The organism is Sporolactobacillus shoreicorticis (assembly GCF_024125445.1).
Classification (GTDB): Bacteria; Bacillota; Bacilli; order Bacillales; family Sporolactobacillaceae; genus Sporolactobacillus; species Sporolactobacillus shoreicorticis.
Window position 1 is genome coordinate 26,251 of record NZ_JAMXWM010000031.1, and the last position, 21,691, is coordinate 47,941.

Below are 21,691 nucleotides of genomic sequence, written 5' to 3' on the forward strand. Positions count from 1 at the left end.
TGAAAATGATGAACGAATATATCCCTCTGATTGAGCAAGATGGCATCACAAGCAAGATTATCCGAGTAATGATTGAAGATCACAAGCCGGATCATGACCGCACGGTACGGCTCTATGAGCGTTATAAGGCATCTGCTGCCGGAGTGCCAATTTTGACACGCAAGCCAATTAAATTTGAAGATGTCAAGGGCGAGAAGATTGCACGTATTGACGATAAAGTCAATAACAAGATCAATAATGCTTTTGATGCGGAAATCGCCGATACGAAAGTTGGCTATCTGTTTGGCAGTCCGGTCACTTACAACGCGGACAAGGAAAAAGGACTGGCTGAAACCATTTCTGATTTTAACAAGCGGAACAATGTTGAAGATGCTGACTCTGAACTTGGCAAGAAGGCAACGATCTGTGGCTACGGTGCACGGCTTTTGTACATTGATCCGGACGGAAATGAATCAACCATGACCGTCAATCCGTGGGAATCAATTATTCTCTCAGAAACGGATGACATTACGAATCCGAAGTATGCGCTGCGCTACTATAAAACCTTTTCATGGGGCGGAAACGGGACGAACCCGGACGAGAAAATCGATATCTACAATGCGGATTTCTACGATGGATCAATTGTCTATCATTTTGAATCGGAAGACGGCGCGGATTATTTACTGAAAGACAAGCGAACACACATGTTTGATTATTGTCCATTATTTGGGGTTCCGAATAACCAGGAGATGAAAGGCGATGCCGAGAAGGTTCTGCCGCTGATTGACGCTTATGACCGCACGCTAAGCGATGTAAGCAACGAGATTGAGCAGTACCGGTTGGCTTATCTCGTTGCTAAAGGTGCATTCCTGGATGAGGAAGATCAGCAGAACATGAAGCAGACCGGTGTCATTAATCTGGACGATAAAGATCAAGATGTCAACTATCTGACCAAGGACTTGGATGATGACATTATTGAGCATAGCTTAAATCGAATGGAAGAAAATATTCTTCGCTTTGCTAAGTCAGTGAACTTCTCTGATGATTCATTTGGCACGACAATTACAGGAGTCGCCATGCGCTATAAACTCATGGCGCTTGAACATAAGGCAATCACGATGGAGCGAAAAATGACGGCCGGACTACGGTATCAATTCAAGGTGCTTTGCTCGGCATGGGCAAAGAAACGACTGGCACAGCCGGATGATTACTTACAGATTGACTTTCAATTCAAACGGAACCTTCCGGACGACATTCTTTCAGATGCTCAGGCTTCAGTAGCTTTGAAGGGTGTTGTCAGCGAGCAAACACGGCTTGGGTTGCTACCATTCGTCACAAACGTACAGGAAGAAATGGACCGAATGCGTGAGGATGCGATAAGGGCTGCTGAGAATGTCTACGGTCCTGACACGCTACCAAACAATCAAAACAAAGGGGATGGTGAAGATGAAGGCACACGAACAGCTGGAGAAGGAAATGCAGACTGACGAAGTCAAAGAGAATTTTTATTTAATCGCTCAGATGGTGAAGAAATATTATGATGAGCTGATTAAACAGGGATTTGAACCAAACCAAGCATTGTATATTACCGGTGAGTTTTCCAATAAAATGAATGGATTTAGGTGAGGTGGAGGAAAATGGGCACGAAGGCTACAGAACTTGACTATAAAGAATTTTCACGACATATTCCAAGAATATTTGGATTTGGAGAACCCCTTGAAAATTTAACATCAAAACAAATTTATTGGATCGCTTTCCTTATGGAAGAGCAATATCAAAAAGGAAGGCAAGATGCCGCACATGATGTTGGCAATTGTGGACCGAAAACATCCGGGAGTTTTGATATTAGCAATGGTGCGCAGAAAACACATGGAAAACTACGTGATTTATCCGTGAAGGTGAATATTGAAGTTGACGATATTCAGAAGATAATTAGACGGGCTATCCAAAAAGAGTTTGAAAGTATATCAAAACTGTATAATCCAGAGGTGAAATTATAATGAATGAGCATGGTGATATCAATTATTCGATCTATGATGATGCAGAGAAAACATTTAAGGTGCTTGGGAAAACCATTAGAACTAATCTTGAAAGTGGAATGACCGATGAAGTAGCCGGATTACTTAATGAATACGTCAACCTCTATGATGCCTTACGGGGGAAGTGAGCATATGCCTAAATACCGTAAGAAACCAGTTGTGATTGAAGCTGAACTGTATCGACCGGGGCTTGAAGACGGATTTAAAGACGCATTCGTTTCTATTGGGCAGGTAGTAAGAGGAGAAAAGATAAAGATACAAAAACGGCCATTTATCCATACGCTTGAAGGAGATCACATCATTTCTCCGGGGGACTATATCATTACTGGCGTAGAGGGGGAACGATACCCTTGTAAACCAGACATCTTTGAGAAAACCTATGAGAAGGTGGAATGATGGCGGAAGTCGTTTTGTCTGATGACCAGCTGCAATCGAAACTCTTAAAATGGAAAAAAAGGTTGCGTCTACAAGATTGGGAGGTTGCCATTTCCATTATTCGAGCAAGAGATATGGATTTAGATGATTGCCAAGGTGAATGTCATTGGAATATTCAAAGCAAATTGGCGTGGATTCACATTCTTGATCCGGTTGATTACGAACCAAACAAATCATTTCCTCAGGACATGGAGAAAACGCTGGTTCATGAATTGCTACATCTGCATTTTGCTCCGTTTACATCTGACGATGAAAGCGAAATGATTGACACAGCACATGAACAGGCGATTGATTTGATTGCTCGTGCACTTGTTGAAACAGATAGGCAAACGAACGCTGAATAGGCGTTTTTATTTTGTCCAATTTTGCTGATGACGTTAAAAGCTGCATAAATCATTTGAACTCATCAGGGCTTTGGAACTGACTGAGGGCAAGGAGGAAGAATGATGAAAACAATGACACTTAGATACCCGTTGAATTTGCAATACTTTGCGGAAAGGAACGGTGATCCTACACCGGATGGGGCAACAACCCAACCATCGGCAGGAGATCCACCTGCTACGCCACAAACACCGCCGACTACTCCAACAGGAACGGGCAACGGTCAAGGGTCTTTGACACTTGACTCGGTGCAGAAGTTCCTAAATGAGAGTGAGGACGGTAAGAAGTGGCTCAACTCGTTTGCGGATAGCCGTGTGACGCAAGGCATCAATACATTCAAAGAGAAATCCTTGCCGGAAATCTTGGAGAAAGAAATTGCCAAACGGTATCCGGCAGAAACACCGGCTGAAAAGGCGCTTCGAGAACTGAAACAGAAGTTTGAGGATTCGGAAAAGCAGCGCGCGAGAGAGGCGCTGAAAAGTAAGGCTTTGACTGCGGCGAGCGCCAAGGGTTTACCGACTGATCTTGTTGACTTTTTCCTTGGCAACGACGAAGAGGCCACCACGGCCAACCTTAGCAAACTCGAAGCTACGTTGAAGGCTTATGAACAGAAGATTGTGAACGAGAAGTTTAAGCAAAACGGCACCACACCGCCAGCAAGCGGTGGATCAGGAACGCCGATTACCTTGGAAGATGTGAAGAAAATGTCTGCCGAGGAAATCAACAAGCACTGGGACGAAGTACAGAAATTACTAAAACAATAACAGGAGCGTGATTTGAATGTCACTCAATAATTTTATTCCTACGATTTGGAGTGCGCGGCTCTTACAGGCGCTGCAGAAAGCACTGGTTTATGGTCAGCCGAATATCATCAATCGAGACTATGAAGGCGAAATTTCTGCCGCAGGAGATAAAGTAAACATTAATACAGTTGGAGATCCGACGATCGGTGATTACACTAAAAACACGAATATTACCGATCCGGAAACGTTGGACGACGATACCCGTCAGCTCGAAATCACGGAAGCAAAATTCTTTAACTTTCAGGTTGACGATATCGATAAAACTCAGCAGACCCCAAAAGTGATGGATCAGGCAATGGCAAACGCGGCTCAGGGATTGAAAAATCTTGCTGATCAGTTTATTGCGAGTCACTACACGGATGCGGCGAGCACCATCGGCACAGATGCGGCGCCGGAAACGCCAACTGTGCAGACGGCTTACGAATATCTTGTCGATCTCTCTACAGCACTCGACGAAAAGAATGTGCCGGAAGTCGGCCGATTTGTGGTCATTCCGCCATGGTTTGAAGGACTCCTACTGAAGGATGACCGCTTTGTTAAAACGGGTGATATGAACTCTGCTCTCCGTCTGCTTAACGGTCAGATTGGGCAAGCGGCAGGTTTCAACGTGCTGAAATCGAACAACGCACCGCACGTCGTCGCTGCTGAAGGTGTACTTGATAATTTTAAAATTATCGCTGGTCACAACATCGCATGGTCGTACGCAGAACAGATCAACAGTGTTGAAGCTTATCGTCCGGAAAAACGCTTTGCTGATGCAGTAAAAGGTTTACATCTCTACGGTGCAAAAACGGTACGTCCGGAAGCGCTGGCAGTTCTCAGTGCTGCACGTCCGGTTACGCCCTAACGCACCCCAAAACTTCACGGTTGACGGGATAACCGGTACGACGGCAACCGTCAACTGATGGGGAAATAGGGGCGATTAAAGGTTAGATGATTGGAGGCGATTGGATTGTGGATTAAGAATATCCGAACAGCAAAGCAATGGTATGTGTCTGAGGAACGGGGAAAAATATTGCTCAAAGATGATGATTATGTTTCGTTAGAAAAGCAAGCAGATTCGGGTTTTTCGCTGGATGAATTGACAGTTTCCGCTCTCAAAAAACGGGCGGCCGACAAGGGGATTGAGAATTATCAATCTCTGGACAAAGAGGCACTTATTAAAGCGTTGGATAAGTAAAGGGAGTGGTAATCGATGACAGACGAACAAATTAAACAGCTTGTCGATTACCTGACCAAGAATGAAAATCAGATCATCAAGGATATCGGCAAGCAATACCGGAAATCACTTGATGCACTCATTGCTCGGCTTTCACGGATTTACATGAAGGCAGGAAGCGATCAGTTAAGTTTTTCTGATGTTGCGCGGACGAATGACATTGCCAAGCTTGAAAACTTCGTCTTGCAACAGGCGGATAAGTTACAGACGGAAAACAGACGTTCAATTGTTGGACTGCTTGTCTCAATTTATGTTTACACCTTCGATGCACAGAAAAGTGTGATCGAAACCGAAGTCAAGAAGGCACTTGGCTTTAATTTTCGATTGAAAAACAGCCATGATGCGGAGATTATCCATATTATGCAGGGCAAGTCATCCAAGCAGATTGATCGACTGCTTCAGGCGCTTGAGAAAAATAACATTGAAGGCTTGAAACTGACCCCTGCACTCGAACGGAACAGGAAAATGATTGTGAATGACATTAAGTCGGCACTCGAACGAGGATTCATAGAGAAAAAGGGGTATGCAGCAGTAGCAAAAGATGTGCAAACAGCCTTTGACATGAGTTTAAATCGAGCGACCATGATCACAAGTACTGAAGGGCACCGCGTGCGAGAAACCGCGTCGTATGACAGTGCGGCAAATGCCGATTTTCAAGGCGTAAAGATGCAAAAGTCCTGGATGAACATGGGCGACAACCGCGTGCGGCATCGTCCGGGAGCAAATCACGTGGCTATGGAAGGTCAGACACGGGACGTTAATAAACCTTTTAATCTGGCACCAGGAGTCGAAGCACAGTACCCGGGGATGTCCGGAGACGCAGCCAATGATATTCGATGCCGATGCATCGCCTTATACAAAATAGTTGGCATTGATCCATCGCTGAAGAAAGGCAAGAAAGGGGGCATAACCGTTGAGTGATCCGAATAGTTATATGGCTTTGACTGAATTGAAAGATCGGTTAGGTATCGGCGAAGAGGACACAAGTCAAGATAAAAAGTTACAAACGGATCTCGATGATGCGGTTGCGGAAGCGTGCGACTGGTGCCATCGAGATTTTTATGATTCGGATGGCAATCTGGCAATGCCCGCATCTGTCAAAAAGGGGATCGCACTGATGATTCAAATTAATCAATCAGCTAATCCTGCGGATGCAGCGATTATCTCTGAGTCGATTGGCGGCATGAGCCAATCCTTTTCAGACGATCCAACGACGCGTTACGGTCGCGTTTATGCCCTTTGGAAGCCGTATCGGAAAGTGAGGTTCATCTAATGGGCGTGAAGATTAAAGATCAGAACAAGATTAACGACCTGCTGAAAGCTTTTGACAAAGACCATAAGATCAAGATCGGATATGTTGGTTCTAAGTCTGATCAGGCGCACAGCGGTACCGACATTTCAATTGGCGATCTCGCTGAAATTCATGAGTTCGGATGCAAGATACCGGTATCTGAAAAGATGCGTAAATACCTGGCATCACAGGGACTTTTTCTACGAGCAGACACAAGGTACATCAATATCCCAGAACGTTCCTTCATCCGCTCAGGTTGGGATAACGCTGAAGATGAAGTAATGAATAAGTTAGATGAATTGATCGGGGAACTAGTACAGACGAGAATACCAATCAATATCTTACTCAATATGATTGGATTGGAAGCTAAAGGAAAGCTGCAGCAATATGCTCGCGACGTCAGCAATCCTCCGAATCATCCGTTTACTGTCGCACAAAAGGGCTCATCCAATCCGCTGGTAGACACCGGAGACTTGATTGGTGCCATGGATTATGAGGTGGATTGAGATGGCGATGTACGCATTTAAGAGGCTAATAGACAAGTATAATGTCAGCTTCGATCTACAACGCAAAGCGGAGGGTCGTTATGACGACAGTGGTGAGGGGGTGGAAGGCTTAAGCGATCCAGAGCCTGGTAATGGAGCCATTGTTCCTCTGCCACAATCTTTGATTTATCAAAGTGGTGGAGCACTGACACAGTATGATCGCAACTTATACACGGATTTGGACATTCCTTTGCAGAGCAAGATCAACTATAAGGATGTGCATTATACGATCGTGTCAAAAACACCATTCAGTGATTATGCAGACTTTAATCTATATGTGCTTAAGTCAGACGATACGCAGAATAGTGGTGGGTTATCATGATTGATTATACAGCCATCAATACGGCGCTCATCAGCGCTATTAAGAGCAAACTCAACTATTCCGTAATCGTTGCGAATAGCTCAGGCACGCAGCCTGCGTATCCGTTCTGCACATTTACAGTCATCACACCCTATCTCCCGATTGGTGCAGGAGAGTTGACTGCCAACTCACTGACGGAGCATGTTGAAATCGTCATTTCATTTACTTGGCATACGAAAAGCCATTCAGAGGCTCTTAATTTAGCTATGCAGACAGCAACGCTGTTTAAGCTGACATCTGTACGGCAGATGCTAAGCGATCAAGGCATTGTCGCAGTCAGTACAACGAACTCATCAAGTCGCGACACTTTTTTAACTGTAGACACCGAGCGATCAGCTGGTTTTGATCTTAGAATCCGTGTTGCAAATGTCGTTCAGGACAATGACACTGAAATAATTGATCAAGTCTCAACACCAATAAATACAAATCAATAAGGAGGCAACAACATGCCAGTTCAAGATGTACATGTCATTATCAATCTTGTAAAACCGGCTGCCCTGATCGGATTAGGGCGGATTTTAATTTTGGCCAACAAGCCAGGAGAATCGACGTTTAAATCTTATACGGATTTGGACAGTATCAAGGCGGATTATGCGGATACAACCAATGCTTATAAAAAAGCTTCAGCTATTTTCGCGCAGGGAAGTAATCGACCAGATTTAATTTATATTGCCAATTATGATCCGGCGGCCGATGGTGATGAAACACCAGGATATAAGCTAACTGAAGCCATTACCGCCTACGCAGAAAAGGATTGGGAATTTTTAATTCTCGCAGACGCAGAGCAGGAGGACAAAGTTGCAGCGGCACCAGCAGTCGAAGCACTCGGAATCAAATTCCTCGTTGTCAAAATTGAGGACGAAGCCAGTCGTGCGGCATTTAAAACTTATGATCGCACGATTGTGTTCTATCATCCGGTTGCGGATGAACATCCGGACGCTGCACTTGTGGGTGCTTGCGGATCTCAAACCGTTGGCAGTATCACATGGAAGTTTAAAACGCTGCTCGGTATTACGCCGCAGGACTTCACGACCGCGCAAGTGCAGGCCATTCATGGCGATGGAGCAATTGCTTACGTGACCAAAGCGGGCATTCCACAAACATCCGAGGGCATTGTGGGTTCTGGTGAATATATCGATGTTATTCATAGCAAAGACTGGATCAAGGTCAATATGGAGCACTCGATCCAAGTCGCACTATCAAATGCCAAGAAAATCTCATTTGACAACACCGGTATTGGTATTTTGGAAGGCCAGGTAACCAACGTCCTTCAACAAGCGTTCACAAATGGAATTATTGCAACGGATGCAGATGGTCAGCCGATCTATACAATCACTGCAAAGACTCGTGATGAAGTCGATGGAACGGACATTGCAAGCCGTACCTATAACGGTCTATCCTTCAGCTTTGAACTCGCTGGTGCCATCCATCAGGCGACAATCACCGGCGAAATCAGTGAAGGAAGTTCAGGGTCAAGCAGTTCAGGATCCGGAAGTACCACTACTCCCTGATGCACCCCAAAACTTTACGGTTAGTGGCATAACGGGAACATCCGCAACCGTTAGCCAGTAAGGGAATAGGGGCTTTTATTGCTGCTCTGTCAATGGCCGCTCGTAGGCCGGTTAATGTCTGCGCGGTCGGAAAGAATTCCAATTCATTTCTTTGAAAGGGGAAAATCATGGCTGACAAATTAAATATCTATCTAAAAAAGAAAACGGATGCCGGTTTCGCTAAAGTCGCGTCTGATGTAACACTTCCTTATCAATTTCAAGATCTTAATCCCGGTACGGATTATGAGGTTGGTGGGAAACTTGAGAACGCTTCAGGTGAAGGGCCGATGAACACGCCGACAGAATTTACCACGATTTCTATACCGGATGCGCCGACAATCGCAATAGTAGCTGGCAATGGAAAGATTGACTTTACGCTTACCGCTGGTGCGAGTGATGGGGTACCGAGCAACGGTCAAAACGATTTGACTGGATTTAAGGTGCTTTGGAAAACAGCTTCAGGATCTGAAAACTGGACAACCATCAACAATGATCCAGATCAGCTTACTGGATCTATTACCGGGCTGACGAACGGAACCGACTACCAAGTTAAGGCGGTTGCCGTTAATGCAGCGGGCGAAAGTGCTGCAGGCACAACACAGCATGCGACACCGGCAACCGTACCAGGTAAACCGACAGCCACAGTTGAGGAGGGTGACGCATCAGGTAACTATACCGTCACCGCGCCAACCGATAACGGTGGATCAGCAATCACGAGCTATGTCTATCGTCTGAAAAAGACAAGTGATGCCACATGGGGTACACAGGTTGATATGGGTACCGACTTGACAGGTGCAGTTGCAGAACTTGAAAACGGTACGGAATATTCGATTGAGTTTGCGGCAGTCAATGCAATTGGTCAAAGTCCATGGGATGATTCACTTGCCGTTCACTTTACGCCTACTGCAGCTTAAATAAAAAAGGAGGATGAACACAAATGAGTAATGAAGTGCATGAATATGATGCGAATAATGTGACCGTGACCGTTGACGGAGTTGTGATTACTGGTTATTCGGACGGTTCACTTGTCGAAGCGTCTCAAGACAATGATAATTTTGACACAAAGGTATCCGCACAAGGTGATGTTGGCGTTGCAACCAGTAACAACCCACTCGGAACCATTAAGCTTACGCTGGCGCAGACTTCTCCGTCAGTTTCTTATCTGAACAAGTTGGCAAATGCAAAGAAAACCATTGCGATCTGGGCGACTTCGAACAGTGAAATTAAAGAGAAAGTTGGGGGAACAAAGGCGAAAATTAAGAAGCCTGCGGACGTTAAACTTTCAAAAAGCATTGAAGACCGTGAATTTGAGTTTTCCGTTTTTGACTATGCGGTTATCTGATGTCTCGGAGAAGAAATAAAAGAAGGCGGCCTGAGAAGGTCGTCTTTAATTATATTAAAAATTGTCAAAGGGAGCGGAAAAGCATGGCTAAATTTGGTGAACAAAAAGTTGTTGAAATTGAGGGAACGGAATACACATTGCAACATCCCGGCGTGCGCGAAGCGGTTAAGCTTCGTGACCGTGCGAAGGATGTCAATGGACAGATGAATGAAGAAAAATATTACGGCGCACTCATGGAACACGTGGTTGTGCAGCCGAAAGTGAATTGGGCGTATTGGGATGAACATGACGGTTTCAACGATCTGATGGTCGAAGCGGCCACGTTTCTTAACGCCTAAGCCAAAAAGCAAGGGCTATTACAAAAGGAAAGCACGGGAACAATGGTATTTCTGGCGACCGATCATGAGCGAGAAAATCAGCTATGAAGAAGCCTGTCGGATGTCTCTGGACGACTTAATGGAGTGCAATGCCGCGCTAGATATTGCTATTGAGCAAGTAAAAGACCAATCAAAAAATTGAGTTTCAGCAGAACTGAGGCTCTTTTTTTATTTGTCATCGGGGGGAGGTGGTTAGGTGGCTTTAAGAGAGACAAATGTCGAAGTCAACATTCTTGGCAACGTGGAGCCGTTAAAACGCATCAACGAAATGATGGATAACGTGATGAAAACGGCAGATAAAATGGGCGCCATTCTTGATAAAGCTATGGGTGGAGTCAAAACATCGTCTAATGGTGCATCAAGCGCGATCAATGAAGTCCAGAAGGCTGCGAATACGGCAAAGAGCAATATTTCAGGACTTGGAAACACCGCAACAGAAGCGCGGACAAAGATGGACCATATGTCTCATTCCATGCATGGCATGGGTAATGAAGCGGCTTCACTGTCCGAAAGGCTTCATCAGAATATGGGCGATCTCATGATGGCCAGCGCTTCATTGACGGCTGCTGGTTATGGAGTCGCAAAAGCCGTTGGCTATACAGTTAAGTCTGCTGCTGATTTTAACCAAGAGATGGCGAATACGAAATCTGTAATGAATCCTGCAGAAGTAAATAAGTACAGTGGTGCGCTGCAAAATCTAGCGATACAGCAAGGTATAAAAACAAAATATAGTGCTGTTGAAGCAGCACAAGCCGAAGGCGAATTGGCAAAAGCAGGTGTTTCTGTCCATCAAATCATGCATGGTGCATTGGCCGGTTCTCTAAACTTAGCCACGGCAGGAGAACTAAATTTAAAAGATGCTGCTGAGATTGCAAGTACGGCTCTAAACACCTTCCACGACCGAGGAATGACAGTTTCTAAAGCAGCAGATATTCTTGCTGGTGCAGCGAACGCGAGTGCCACGGATGTCGGAGAATTAAAGTATTCATTGTCCATGTCGGCGACCGTGGCAGCTGGTCTTGGGGCGACATTGAAGGGAACAAGTACCACGCTAGCAGTATTTGCTCAAAACGGTCTCAAAGGTTCGGATGCCGGAACATCTCTAAAAACAATGATGTCACGGCTCCATCCAATGACTAAAGATCAGTGGGCAATGTTTGAGCAATTAGGTTTGACGACCGTTGATGCTAGTAAAGCAATGCAGGTGCTTCGTGATCATGGAGTCAAGCCTTTATCCAACGACAGCGGTACACTGATGCGACAGATGGAACAACTCGCAGCGAAAATAACGAACAGCAAGGTTGGATCAACAAAAGCGACCAAAGAATTTACTGCACTTGCAAATGGTACGGGCGCTGTTCACAGTGCGTTCTTTAAAGCAAATGGACAAGTAAAAAGTTTCTCTTCAATCGCACAATTGCTGAAAACACATCTGAACAGTTTGAATGGAGAACAAAGGCAAGCTGCTCTATACACCATGTTTGGCTCAGATGCTATTCGAGGCGCCAATATTCTTTATAAAGAGGGTGCCAAGGGCGTTGATTCCATGGCAAAATCCATGTCCAAGATCAAGGCCGCAGACGTAGCCAAACAGAAGATGGATACGTTCAAAGGTTCAGTTGAGCAGTTAAGAGGCAATCTTGAGACCATGGGTATTGTCTATGGTAACCTTATTCTTCCGGCATTTGGTAAATTTGTGGGATTGTTGACTAATGTCGTCAATTTTATGACACGATTGCCCGCACCTTTAAAAATAGCAGTGATTGTATTGACATCAATGGCGGCGGCGATTTTGTTGGCAAGCGGAGCAGCTATTGGTTTAACAATGACACTTGGTGCGTTGAGTATGGCAACTTCAGCTTTTGGTATTTCATTGGCTGCTCTTGTATGGCCTATAACTCTTGTTGTGGCTGCCATTGCCGCTCTAGCTGCCGCAGCATACCTAATCGTTAAAAACTGGTGGCCGATTAAAGGATTCTTTTCCAATCTATGGAGTGGTACCGTCAGCGTTACCAAAAATGCATTGCATGGCATTTCGAGCACAGCGGTTTCGGCTTATAATGGCGCGAGATCCGGCATTTCATCTGCGATGCGTGGGATTGCTTCGTTATCAAGCACTGTATGGCATGGAATCAGCTCAACAGCGATTGCGATTGTAAAGCCTTTTATCACGGCAGTGATGACCGTTTTCAAAGCAATGAGTCCAGGATTGACTTCGATCATGAATGGAATAAAAACCATCATGCGTGGGCTGTGGTTGGGCATAAAGACCGTAATACTCGGTCCTGTTTTGCTGATTCTCGACCTTGTTACGGGTGATTTCCAACATCTACGTTCAGATGCAATCGGTATCTTTAACAATCTTCGAAAATCATTAGGAATGATTTGGAGCGGAATCAAAGGGGTTATCGGTGGTTATGTTTCAGCCATTTATGGAGGAGCAAAAGCCGGATTCAATTTGATGAAGAATACTGTCTTGAACATTGTTAAGGGAATCAGGACGGGGGTCTCGGCAATTTGGAACGGAATAAAGAATTTCATCTTCAACATCATTCCCAAAATCGGTTCAAATGTAGCCAGTGGCTTTCGCACAATGAAAAGTTCTGTCGGTAGTCTGATGGGTGACATCTGGAAAGCTGTCACCAACAAATTTAATGACATTGTTGATGGTGCCAAATCATTGCCTGGTAAGATCGGCAACGGAATTAAAAACATGGCTGTGCATGCTGTTGACGGAATAAAAGATATGGCGAATGCTTTGGTTAAAAAATTCCGCTCCATTTTGGGCATTCATTCGCCGTCTACAGTGTTTACTAAAATGGGCGGTCACATTGTCCAAGGGCTGATTAATGGTCTGTCTGTTGGCAATTTAAAGAGTCTAGGCATGAGTGTTCTAAAAGATTTTGGCGGTGGTGTTGTTCAGGGATGGAACAACGTCAAATCCTTCTTCTCCGGAATGCTTGGTGGCGGATCGGGCGGAAGTAAAAGCGTTACGGGTTGGCTGACAGCGGCACTTGGGGCGACAGGAACACCGCTCTCTTGGCTACAGCCACTGACAACAATCGCCATGAAGGAATCCGGCGGAAATCCGAATGCAGTGAACCGTTGGGATAGCAATGCGAAGGCTGGGCACCCGTCCATGGGACTGATGCAAACAATTGGCAGCACATTTAACGCCTACAAATTGCCGAATCTTGGCGGAATCTTGAACCCGGTTGCTAATGCGGCAGCGTCCATTCGCTATATCAAATCACGCTACGGATCTGTGTTTAATGTTCCCGGCATCAAATCAATGGCATCGGGCGGAGGTTACAAAGGGTATGCTTCAGGCGGAGAAGTGCGAACACCGCAGATTGCAGCACTTGCGGAACACAGGTATCCCGAATTCGTTATTTCAACCGAACCGGCCATGCGAAGGCGATCACTTGGATTATTTAATCGATTGGGGCAAGCGCTTGGCGTGATCCAATCTCCTGGTACAGCGAATGCCCAGGCTCAGACTTCGGCCTACACACCGGAAACGTCGCAGACCACAACCTACAACCGGTCATCTCGATCCATGGAATACCATCCGGAAATCCATGTGACCGTAAAGGGTGACGGAAGCACAACTGGAAATGTGAAAAAAGCCGTAAAAGAAGCGCTTGACGATCATTACAAAGAAATGGCCGGGCTGTACGATCCGGGGGTGGCCTACTGATGAAACTCGGAAAAGTAAAACTGTATATTGAAACGGAAAAGTTGAGTAACTCCGTAACGGCTACTGCCTATCCGCTTGATCAGGGCGAACCGATTACAGATCACGTTCAACAGCAACCCCAAACATTGTCTATTGATGGATGGATATTATCAGGCAGCAGTTATAAGGCTGAGCTGCAATATTTAAGAGACAATATGCGAAAAGGAACGTTGCTGAATTATACGGGCCGAACAATATGTAAAAACGTGATTATCACAAGTATTGATGATACACGGACTGGAAATGTGGCAAATGGATCCGCGGTAAGCATTCAGCTACAGTTCATCCGAATCGTAAAAGAAAAATGGTCGAACACTAAGGCGAAGGCCAAAGCCAAGAAAAAGACCGTCGGGAAAAAGAAGAAGACAGTAAAAAAGAAAACGAGTAAGAAGTACGTGAAAATCTATCGTGGGATGACATACTGGGCAACGGCTCGAAAATATGGAACAACCGTCTCCGCGTTGGAAAAATTGAATCCGTGGCCGGCTCGCAAAATTCCATACCCAACCAAGAAAAAAATGAGAATCAGGTGATTGCATGAAGCATGACTATATCGACATAGATAAAACGCAGCTGCCGTTCCGATTCGAGTGGGATTCCGAGGACGACAGTTTTTTTATCGACATCGAATACAACGAATCTCATGATTTCTTCACCGCGACTCTTTACGATGTCATGGGGAACGTCCTAGTTGCCGGTGAAAAGCTAGTGCTCAATATGCCGCTGTTTAGCGAATTTAATGATCCCGAAACGATGCCTGCGGAGATTATAACTCCACTAGATGAATCTGGGCAGGCGCAGCGCATCACGTGGGAAAACTTCGGTGTGACCGTGTTTTTATGTATTGATGATCTTCCCGACGATTCTGAGGACGACAGTGGGCCGACAGACGATGATAAGGATGATTCGGTCGGCTTTGACTTGGATGATGGAGATGATCGTGGTGGCGACTAATGCACAGCTTTATGGACGGGTGACAAAAATCAGCGTGAGTGGGGACTACTCGACCACATTTGACGGCAGCAAGCTTGAAATCCATTTCGAGTGCCCGTTTGACGATGACGCCAAGCCAAACACCTCGACTGTCGATATTTATAATCTGTCCAAGGATACAATTGGCCGCATCCATAAGGGCGATCTTTGTACTGTACAAGCGGGGTACCGGGGCGATTATGGAGTGATTGCCAGCGGGCGAATCTCGACCGTGCTGACGAAAAAGGACGGTGTGGATAAGATCACGACTATTTCTTTTTTGGAAGGCGAGGATTACTCGAATAAAAAGGTCACGCTTGCTCAGTCGGATCCGGCACAAAAATATTATGTCAAACAGCGTGTGAAATTGTCGAAACCCGAAAAGAAAGTGACATACAAAAACGGCCGGAAATATGTCAGTATTGTCCGATACAAGACCGTCAAGGTTGCGAAATACCGCAAGCGAACCAAAGTCATTACTTTTAACAAAGGGACGCACGGTACCACGATCATCAAGCGGCTGTGCAAGGATCTAGGCGTTAAACTTGCTAAGTTATCCATTCCCTATAATAAAGTGTATAAGAAAGGTTACCGGGTGACGGGGCTAATCGAGAACAATTTGGAAGAGGTTGTGAAGGATTGCAAGGCATCGATGTATTACCGCCGGGGTAAGATGGTCATCCGCTCAATTGAGGAAGGCGACGATGAACATTTTACTTTAAACAGCAATTCCGGCCTTGTCGAAAGTCCCGAACCGTTTGATGATGATGAAAATGGGAAGGGCTACACGGTTAAGTGCTTACTGCAACATCGAATCACGACGGCAAGCATTATTACGGTGAAAAGCCAGACTGCCAACGGTAAGTATCGCGCAAAGAGTGGGAAACACTATTCCGACGGAACCGATTTTCTCACGGAGGTGAACGTCATCTAATGTCCAATAGCACAAAATTTACAGATGCGCTGATCCGTAACATTAAACTGTCGTTGCACGTTGCGGCGCCGGCAGTTGTAAAAAAATACAATTCAGGGGCTCATACGGCTGATGTGGAGCCTCTGTTTATGTCTGTGGATAACGATGGCAATGCGGATGAATGGCCGCTTATTGAGGATGCCATCGTCCTGAAACACGTGGGTGATGTAGCCCCGGGGAATGTCGTGTTGCTGCTGTTTGCAGACCGAGCGCTTGATGAACTGAATGGTTCGGCGAAGTTTGATCCTGATTCGACGCGGAGCCATGATCTGACGGACTGTTTTGTTGTGGGGGTGATCCAAACATGAAATCACCACTTATAGATGAAAACGGCGATCTCGTTATGAAGAACGGTGAGATTGTGATGGTAGAAGGCGACGAGGAACTCGCTCAGTCGGTTGAATCAATCCTCAAAACACGACAGGGCGAGTTTTTTATGAATACGGAGTTCGGGCTTAATCGTGATAATCTGCTTGGGAAACAAGCGAATCAAGACGATGCGCATGATGATATTGTTGAAGCAATTGCACAGGAAGAGCGGATTGCGACGGTGGATCAGATCACGTTCAATGATGACCCGGTGGCTCGTTCACGGAGTGTCTCATTAACGATGACTAAGGCGGATGACGGAGAGACGGTCAGCATTGAAGACGTTGATGTTGAAAGTTAGGAGGTGGTTGAATGCTTGATGAAAATGGATTTCAGAAAAAAAGCTATGCTGATCTTGTTTCGGACATGCAGGACAAAGCGAAGCAACTTTGGGGCGAAGATGTTAACGTGTCGGAAAAGTCTTTCCTTGGCATTTTGATTATCCTGTTTGCCTGGTTCCTGTCCATTGCATGGGAACTTGCCGAGAGCGTCTATAATGCTGGATTCGTTACCAAGAGCGAGGGTGTGCAGCTAGATCGTCTAAGCACACTGATGGGCACAAGTCGGATTCCGGCAGCGAGCAGTTATGCCACGTTGTCGATTAATGGGCAACCGAATTATGTCGTTGAGGAAGGCACCGTGTTTGCGACGGAAAGCGGTATCCAGTTTGAGACGATTGCCGAGTTGACGTTAGACGCAGAAGGCAAGGGCACGGTCGACGCGGTATCCGTGGATACTGGCGTTGATACGAACGTGGCGGCAGGATCTATTACCGTGCAAGCGAATCCTGATTCAAATATTACTTCTGTCACGAACCCCGAAGCGGCGACTGGCGGCAGAGATCAGGAAACGGATGTTGAGTTTCGGCAACGTCTCGTGGCTGGAAGTAGTAGCACTGGAAATGCGACCTTTCCATCGATTGTGGCGAAGTTATTGGAAACAAGCGGCGTACGCTCCGCAAACGTGATTACAAACAGCACCATGGAAACGGACAGCGCAGGCAATCCACCAAAATCCGTTCATGCGTATGTGCTTGGTGGAACCGCTGCCGATGTCGCGGACACTCTGCTCAATTCAGTGGCAGCCGGAATTGAGACTGTTGGCAGTCAATCTGTGGATGTGACTGATGACTCGGGGACGGTCCACACCATCAAATTCGACTTTGCATCTGAGGTTGATATTGCCGTGCAGGTATCGGTAAGTACAAATCCAACTTATGAAATCGACGGCGACGACCAGATCAAGCAGAACATTGTTGATTATACTAGTGGCTTAAAAATGGGAGAGGATGTCATTTATTCGCGCCTGTTTAGCTGCGCTTATGCAGTGGTTGGGATTGATGATGTGACGATCACAGTCGGTCGGAGCAACGACGAAGAACTCGGTACCACAAATGTTGTCATTGGCCCGAACGAAGTGGCTCAGATTAAGTCGTCTGATATTGAGGTGATCCACGCATGATCAAAGATTGGATTTCTAAAATCACTGATCGCTACACCGAGGATCCGGATTCAAATATTGGTAAAGTATTGCGTCTGATCTCTGGTGAAGTTGACGATTTGTCCGATACGATCAGGACCGTTGAACTGTGGCGTGATCTGCAGCAGGCTGAAGGTACGACATTGGATTTGATCGGCGCAAACTTTTCTCAGCCGCGCGGTCAAATGACGGATGAAATCTATCGGTCAATTATTATCGCGAAAATTGTCCAAGGACAATCTGACGGCACCTATGACCGAATCATTCAAGCGATCTGCAAAACACTTAATTGTTCGCCAACTGATTTGTCTATTCAGTCGTCAAAAGAAGCTGGGGATGATGAGCCAGCGACGATCATTATACAAAAGGCACCGCTTGCTGCTCTAAATCGAATTGGTTTAAGTGGTAACCAAATGATGCAAATCATCAATAACGTTGTGTCCGGAGGAATAAGTGTAGCCCGGGCAAATTTTGAAGGCACCTTTGCTTTTGCCAGTGGCGGAGAAGTTGAGAGTGATTCTGAAGGTTTTGCGGATATAGAACAAACAACGGGTGGAATTTTTGGCGGAGTCATGACGCCTGATAACGATTATAAACTACCGATTTAAGGAGAGTGAGAAGAATGCCCTTTACAAAACCCTTACCAGAGTGGAATGCTCCGGGAGTGGAGCCACCGCAAAACGTAAAAGATTATGGATGGCAGGCTGGTTCAAAGCCACCTGCCGATTGGTTCAACTGGTTTTTCTTTTTAGTACCTGCAGCAATTAAAGAATTGCAGGAAAATGGCTACACGAAAGATGAGATTGCCTCGAAGTTGGCGACTATGCAGCAGTTTCCACTCACTAAAGACGATGGCGGTGGGCGACTCCTAGACGAAGGATATAATCTAAATACTCTAATGGTTGCCGGAAGCTTTATTGTTAAGAACCCTATAAACAGCCCCGGTGTTGATTCCTGGTACTATATACGTAACGAGGTTTGCGCAACTGCGAATGGCGTGGAATTATATCAGTGGTGTATGCCTTATACGAATAACCAAGTATTCAGTAGAAAGAAAACGAGTGTTGATGCAGGCAAATGGTCGCCGTGGTGTCGACTTGTTAATAAGGAAAACGATTTTGCCGCAAGTACAAATCAAAACGGCTATCAAAAGTTTCCTTCTGGAATGGTTATACAATGGGGGGCAATTGGATCTGTCCCCCCGTCAACTGTTACGACTGCTAACTTTCCGATATCCTTTCCGACAACATCTCTGGTTTGTGTAGCAACAACCATCGGCGAAGCCATGAACTCAGGGAAGGTTGGCTCAGTAGAAGTTAATTTAATAAGCGGTTCACAGTTTCGCGTTGTACAGGATTACGCAATAAGTAGAGATGTAAGATATATTGCTATAGGTTATTAAGGGGGGATCTTCAATCGTGGGGGAAAAATATTTATCTGTCAATCAAGATGGATCATTTGGGTTCAAGGACGATGCAATTAACGATATATTAGACTCAGATATTGTAATTTCAGATGAAATTTATAATCAATTTTTTGCCGAACAATCTCAGGGCAAACAGTTCAAAGTTAAGAATTCATCAGGAGCAACATTTGAAGAAATTTTTGAAGAATACATGCCTGACCCGATTGAACGAGAACCGTCTGATGTTGAAATATTACAGCAGCAGAACGCTCAGTTACTTCTGCAGTCTGCACAGCAGGCGCAAATGATTAATGATCTCCAAACTCAAAATGCTGCGATCATGCTACAAATGGCACAGATGGGAGGTGCTTCGTAATGTGGAAGACTTGGGTAACAACGTATTATCAGAAAGGCTATTACACCAACGATCAGATGAAGGTGTTTGTCACAGCGACATGGATCACGGCAGAGGATTATAAGACGATCACGGGGCAAAATTATGCGGCATAAGGAGGGATAAAATGACGGATATCGGCAAACTGAAAACATTGTATGAGGGATTTGGCATTGAACATAAGATCGAGACAAGAAAGGAAGAACTCGTTTTGACTATTAAAACGAAAACAAAAAATGTTACTGGTTATAATGGATTTTTAACAGAATTTCATTTTGATTCCGATGGCGCTTTTAAAAACGTCGGAATTTATGAATAAGTGATAAGACCTTTGAGGTCTTTTTATTTTGCTTAAAAAATAGGTAGGTGATGGGCGTGCAGGTGGGGGATGACCGGGTGTTGTCAATGCTGATGGAGATCCGGCAGGAATTGTCCGAGTTAAAAGGTGAGATCAAGGGCTTTAATTCGTCTTTAGCCAAGATAGAAGCGGCAGACGAGCGGTCACAGAAGGCACTGGCAATCGCGATTGAGACGCAGCATAAGCAGCAGGAATTTGAGAGTGAGTACGAAGAACATCAGAAAACACAGAAAGCACGTGCCGAGAAGTCAGTAGCTGACCGTAAGACGACGCGGCGATGGCTCATTGGCGTGCTGCTCACCGTGATCAGTATGATTATCACAAACCTGATCAAGTGGTTTAGATAAGCGTCCTTCGGGGCGCTGTTTTTATACATAATTAGAGAGGGGGTGAACCTATGAAAATGGGAAAATATCATAGAAGGAAGCGAAGTTTTTTGAAACGATTTTTGAACGGACTTATTGCGGGGGCACTAACGATTGCGTTGGTGCTCTCTTTTATTGCCCCAGCGAAGGCTGCGCCACGAGTGGACTTTATCGACGTGAGCCATTGGAACAAAGAAGGCGGACTGCCACTCAGCTTTTACCAGACGCTAAAAGCAGGCGGTATTGATGGCGTGGTGGTTAAAGTGTCTGACGGAAGCAGTTACATTGACCCTGCCGCATCCGTTAACATCGCTAATGCCAAGCAAGCGGGCATGTCGGTTAATGCGTACCATTTTGCACGCCTGACAAGCGTCTCAGACGCCGAGAGTGAAGCACGCTGGTTTGATAAGCAATTACAGTATGTCGGCTTTGACAAGCTTAAGGACGGCATCGTAGTGGCTGATGTGGAGCTTAAGACGGCAAGTAAAGCCAAGTTGACGGAGTACACCAATGCATTTATCTCGGAGTTGCATCAACTCGGCTATCCGGAAGTAGACGTGTACAGTGGATCTAGCTTTTATCAGTCTAGTCTCGACCCTAGCAAACTATCAGTCTCTGACCCGTGGCTTGCGCGCTATAACGGCGGCGCTAAAGAGCCTGCTTGGTACAACGGCAACCGTGGCGCATGGCAGTGGTCGTCTTCGTACAAGTTTGCGGGGATCAGCGGCAATTTTGATGTAAGTCAGGATTATGCCGGCAAGTACAGCAACACGAACACAGCGCCAAACAGTACGCCGACTAAGGTCGTTAAAAAGATCGGTAGCGTAAGCCTAGTAAACTGGCTTAAGTCCAAGGGTAGGGCGTGGTCTTATGCTTCGCGTGCGAAACTTGCCGCATCTTACGGCATTACCGGATACCGTGGTACGGCTGCCCAAAACCTTGCCTTGCTGTCCAAGCTTAAGAGTGGCGTTAAGCCTGCACCGAAGCCTAAAGCGACTGTCAGCGCAGCTAAGACGTACACCGTCCGCAAGGGGGACACGCTGGGCAAGATTGCAAGCAAGTATAAGACTACGGTCAGCAAACTGGCAAAGCTTAATGGCATTAAGAATGTCAATCTGATCCGTATTGGACAGGTAATCAAACTGAGTGGCGCTGCAACAGTCAAGAAAGCAACCAAGCAGCCTTACACCGTTAAAAAAGGTGATAGCTTATGGGCGATTGCAAAGGTAAAGAAAACGACCGTGAAGGCATTGAAAAGTAAGAACAAACTTAAATCTGACCTTATTTTCCCAGGGCAGAAATTAAAATACTGAGG

The 21,691-nt window shown here is 45.7% G+C and carries 32 protein-coding genes; all 32 read left to right on the top strand.

Going from position 1 to position 21,691, the window contains the following annotated elements:
- Window positions 1–8 precede the first annotated feature (8 nt).
- The 32 genes from NIE88_RS18810 (at window position 9) to NIE88_RS18965 (ending at window position 21,689) form a co-directional block, all read left to right on the top strand.
- The gene (locus NIE88_RS18810) at window positions 9–1,466 is read left to right on the top strand and encodes a phage portal protein (RefSeq protein WP_253064666.1); all 1,458 of its coding nucleotides are present in this window, start codon (window positions 9–11) and stop codon (window positions 1,464–1,466) included.
- A complete protein-coding gene (locus tag NIE88_RS18815; RefSeq protein WP_253064668.1) occupies window positions 1,426–1,605 on the top strand; it encodes a hypothetical protein in 180 nt (59 codons plus the stop codon). The genes NIE88_RS18810 and NIE88_RS18815 overlap by 41 nt, the downstream gene beginning before the upstream one ends.
- 11 nt (window positions 1,606–1,616) lie before the next feature.
- Entirely contained in the window at window positions 1,617–1,979 is a 363-nt protein-coding gene (locus NIE88_RS18820; RefSeq protein WP_253064670.1) for a hypothetical protein, read from the top strand.
- Window positions 1,979–2,146: a hypothetical protein gene (locus NIE88_RS18825; protein WP_253064681.1), complete on the top strand. Its 168-nt coding sequence runs from the start codon at window positions 1,979–1,981 to the stop codon at window positions 2,144–2,146. Before NIE88_RS18820 ends, NIE88_RS18825 begins: the two co-directional genes overlap by 1 nt.
- A gap of 4 nt (window positions 2,147–2,150) precedes the next feature.
- Window positions 2,151–2,414, top strand: coding sequence for a PGDYG domain-containing protein (locus NIE88_RS18830; RefSeq protein WP_253064683.1), 264 nt, complete (start codon window positions 2,151–2,153; stop codon window positions 2,412–2,414).
- Window positions 2,414–2,797, top strand: a complete 384-nt coding sequence (locus tag NIE88_RS18835) for a hypothetical protein (RefSeq protein ID WP_253064685.1) — start codon at window positions 2,414–2,416, stop codon at window positions 2,795–2,797. Before NIE88_RS18830 ends, NIE88_RS18835 begins: the two co-directional genes overlap by 1 nt.
- A 102-nt stretch (window positions 2,798–2,899) precedes the next feature.
- On the top strand, window positions 2,900–3,598 hold the full coding sequence (locus NIE88_RS18840) for a DUF4355 domain-containing protein (protein ID WP_253064687.1): 699 nt from the start codon (window positions 2,900–2,902) through the stop codon (window positions 3,596–3,598).
- Between the two features lie 16 nt (window positions 3,599–3,614).
- Complete coding sequence (locus NIE88_RS18845; protein ID WP_253064689.1) at window positions 3,615–4,484, top strand: phage major capsid protein; 870 nt, start codon at window positions 3,615–3,617, stop codon at window positions 4,482–4,484.
- 105 nt (window positions 4,485–4,589) lie between these two features.
- Window positions 4,590–4,817, top strand: a complete 228-nt coding sequence (locus tag NIE88_RS18850) for a hypothetical protein (protein ID WP_253064691.1) — start codon at window positions 4,590–4,592, stop codon at window positions 4,815–4,817.
- A 15-nt stretch (window positions 4,818–4,832) separates the two neighbouring features.
- Complete coding sequence (locus NIE88_RS18855) at window positions 4,833–5,777, top strand: phage minor head protein (protein WP_253064693.1); 945 nt, start codon at window positions 4,833–4,835, stop codon at window positions 5,775–5,777.
- Window positions 5,770–6,129, top strand: coding sequence for a phage head-tail connector protein (locus tag NIE88_RS18860; protein WP_253064695.1), 360 nt, complete (start codon window positions 5,770–5,772; stop codon window positions 6,127–6,129). The genes NIE88_RS18855 and NIE88_RS18860 overlap by 8 nt, the downstream gene beginning before the upstream one ends.
- Complete coding sequence (locus NIE88_RS18865; RefSeq protein WP_253064697.1) at window positions 6,129–6,653, top strand: hypothetical protein; 525 nt, start codon at window positions 6,129–6,131, stop codon at window positions 6,651–6,653. Before NIE88_RS18860 ends, NIE88_RS18865 begins: the two co-directional genes overlap by 1 nt.
- A gap of 1 nt (window position 6,654) precedes the next feature.
- A complete protein-coding gene (locus NIE88_RS18870) occupies window positions 6,655–7,014 on the top strand; it encodes a hypothetical protein (RefSeq protein ID WP_253064699.1) in 360 nt (119 codons plus the stop codon).
- On the top strand, window positions 7,011–7,487 hold the full coding sequence (locus NIE88_RS18875) for a phage neck terminator protein (protein ID WP_253064701.1): 477 nt from the start codon (window positions 7,011–7,013) through the stop codon (window positions 7,485–7,487). The genes NIE88_RS18870 and NIE88_RS18875 overlap by 4 nt, the downstream gene beginning before the upstream one ends.
- A gap of 12 nt (window positions 7,488–7,499) precedes the next feature.
- Window positions 7,500–8,564: a DUF3383 family protein gene (locus tag NIE88_RS18880; RefSeq protein WP_253064703.1), complete on the top strand. Its 1,065-nt coding sequence runs from the start codon at window positions 7,500–7,502 to the stop codon at window positions 8,562–8,564.
- 167 nt (window positions 8,565–8,731) lie between these two features.
- A complete protein-coding gene (locus tag NIE88_RS18885; RefSeq protein WP_253064705.1) occupies window positions 8,732–9,517 on the top strand; it encodes a fibronectin type III domain-containing protein in 786 nt (261 codons plus the stop codon).
- A 23-nt stretch (window positions 9,518–9,540) separates the two neighbouring features.
- Window positions 9,541–9,945, top strand: coding sequence for a phage structural protein (locus tag NIE88_RS18890; protein ID WP_253064707.1), 405 nt, complete (start codon window positions 9,541–9,543; stop codon window positions 9,943–9,945).
- Between the two features lie 83 nt (window positions 9,946–10,028).
- Window positions 10,029–10,283: a hypothetical protein gene (locus tag NIE88_RS18895; RefSeq protein WP_253064709.1), complete on the top strand. Its 255-nt coding sequence runs from the start codon at window positions 10,029–10,031 to the stop codon at window positions 10,281–10,283.
- A gap of 235 nt (window positions 10,284–10,518) precedes the next feature.
- Window positions 10,519–14,022: a phage tail tape measure protein gene (locus tag NIE88_RS18900; protein WP_253064711.1), complete on the top strand. Its 3,504-nt coding sequence runs from the start codon at window positions 10,519–10,521 to the stop codon at window positions 14,020–14,022.
- A complete protein-coding gene (locus NIE88_RS18905; protein ID WP_253064713.1) occupies window positions 14,022–14,594 on the top strand; it encodes a phage baseplate protein in 573 nt (190 codons plus the stop codon). Before NIE88_RS18900 ends, NIE88_RS18905 begins: the two co-directional genes overlap by 1 nt.
- A 4-nt stretch (window positions 14,595–14,598) precedes the next feature.
- Window positions 14,599–15,015, top strand: a complete 417-nt coding sequence (locus NIE88_RS18910) for a phage baseplate plug family protein (RefSeq protein WP_253064715.1) — start codon at window positions 14,599–14,601, stop codon at window positions 15,013–15,015.
- Window positions 14,996–15,967: a phage protein gene (locus NIE88_RS18915; RefSeq protein WP_253064717.1), complete on the top strand. Its 972-nt coding sequence runs from the start codon at window positions 14,996–14,998 to the stop codon at window positions 15,965–15,967. Before NIE88_RS18910 ends, NIE88_RS18915 begins: the two co-directional genes overlap by 20 nt.
- Entirely contained in the window at window positions 15,967–16,314 is a 348-nt protein-coding gene (locus NIE88_RS18920; RefSeq protein WP_253064719.1) for a Gp138 family membrane-puncturing spike protein, read from the top strand. Before NIE88_RS18915 ends, NIE88_RS18920 begins: the two co-directional genes overlap by 1 nt.
- Window positions 16,311–16,676, top strand: coding sequence for a DUF2634 domain-containing protein (locus tag NIE88_RS18925; RefSeq protein WP_253064721.1), 366 nt, complete (start codon window positions 16,311–16,313; stop codon window positions 16,674–16,676). Before NIE88_RS18920 ends, NIE88_RS18925 begins: the two co-directional genes overlap by 4 nt.
- A gap of 11 nt (window positions 16,677–16,687) precedes the next feature.
- Window positions 16,688–17,836, top strand: a complete 1,149-nt coding sequence (locus NIE88_RS18930) for a baseplate J/gp47 family protein (RefSeq protein WP_253064723.1) — start codon at window positions 16,688–16,690, stop codon at window positions 17,834–17,836.
- Window positions 17,833–18,462, top strand: a complete 630-nt coding sequence (locus NIE88_RS18935) for a hypothetical protein (protein ID WP_253064725.1) — start codon at window positions 17,833–17,835, stop codon at window positions 18,460–18,462. Before NIE88_RS18930 ends, NIE88_RS18935 begins: the two co-directional genes overlap by 4 nt.
- A gap of 14 nt (window positions 18,463–18,476) precedes the next feature.
- The gene (locus NIE88_RS18940; RefSeq protein WP_253064727.1) at window positions 18,477–19,256 is read left to right on the top strand and encodes a pyocin knob domain-containing protein; all 780 of its coding nucleotides are present in this window, start codon (window positions 18,477–18,479) and stop codon (window positions 19,254–19,256) included.
- A gap of 16 nt (window positions 19,257–19,272) precedes the next feature.
- Window positions 19,273–19,635 (top strand): hypothetical protein, encoded by a 363-nt coding sequence (locus NIE88_RS18945; protein WP_253064729.1) that lies wholly within the window; start codon window positions 19,273–19,275, stop codon window positions 19,633–19,635.
- Complete coding sequence (locus NIE88_RS18950; RefSeq protein WP_253064731.1) at window positions 19,635–19,769, top strand: XkdX family protein; 135 nt, start codon at window positions 19,635–19,637, stop codon at window positions 19,767–19,769. Before NIE88_RS18945 ends, NIE88_RS18950 begins: the two co-directional genes overlap by 1 nt.
- 11 nt (window positions 19,770–19,780) lie before the next feature.
- Entirely contained in the window at window positions 19,781–19,972 is a 192-nt protein-coding gene (locus tag NIE88_RS18955) for a hypothetical protein (protein ID WP_253064733.1), read from the top strand.
- Window positions 19,973–20,049: 77 nt separating this feature from the next.
- Window positions 20,050–20,358, top strand: a complete 309-nt coding sequence (locus tag NIE88_RS18960) for a hypothetical protein (protein ID WP_253064740.1) — start codon at window positions 20,050–20,052, stop codon at window positions 20,356–20,358.
- 50 nt (window positions 20,359–20,408) lie between these two features.
- Window positions 20,409–21,689, top strand: coding sequence for a GH25 family lysozyme (locus tag NIE88_RS18965; protein WP_253064742.1), 1,281 nt, complete (start codon window positions 20,409–20,411; stop codon window positions 21,687–21,689).
- Window positions 21,690–21,691 lie beyond the last annotated feature (2 nt).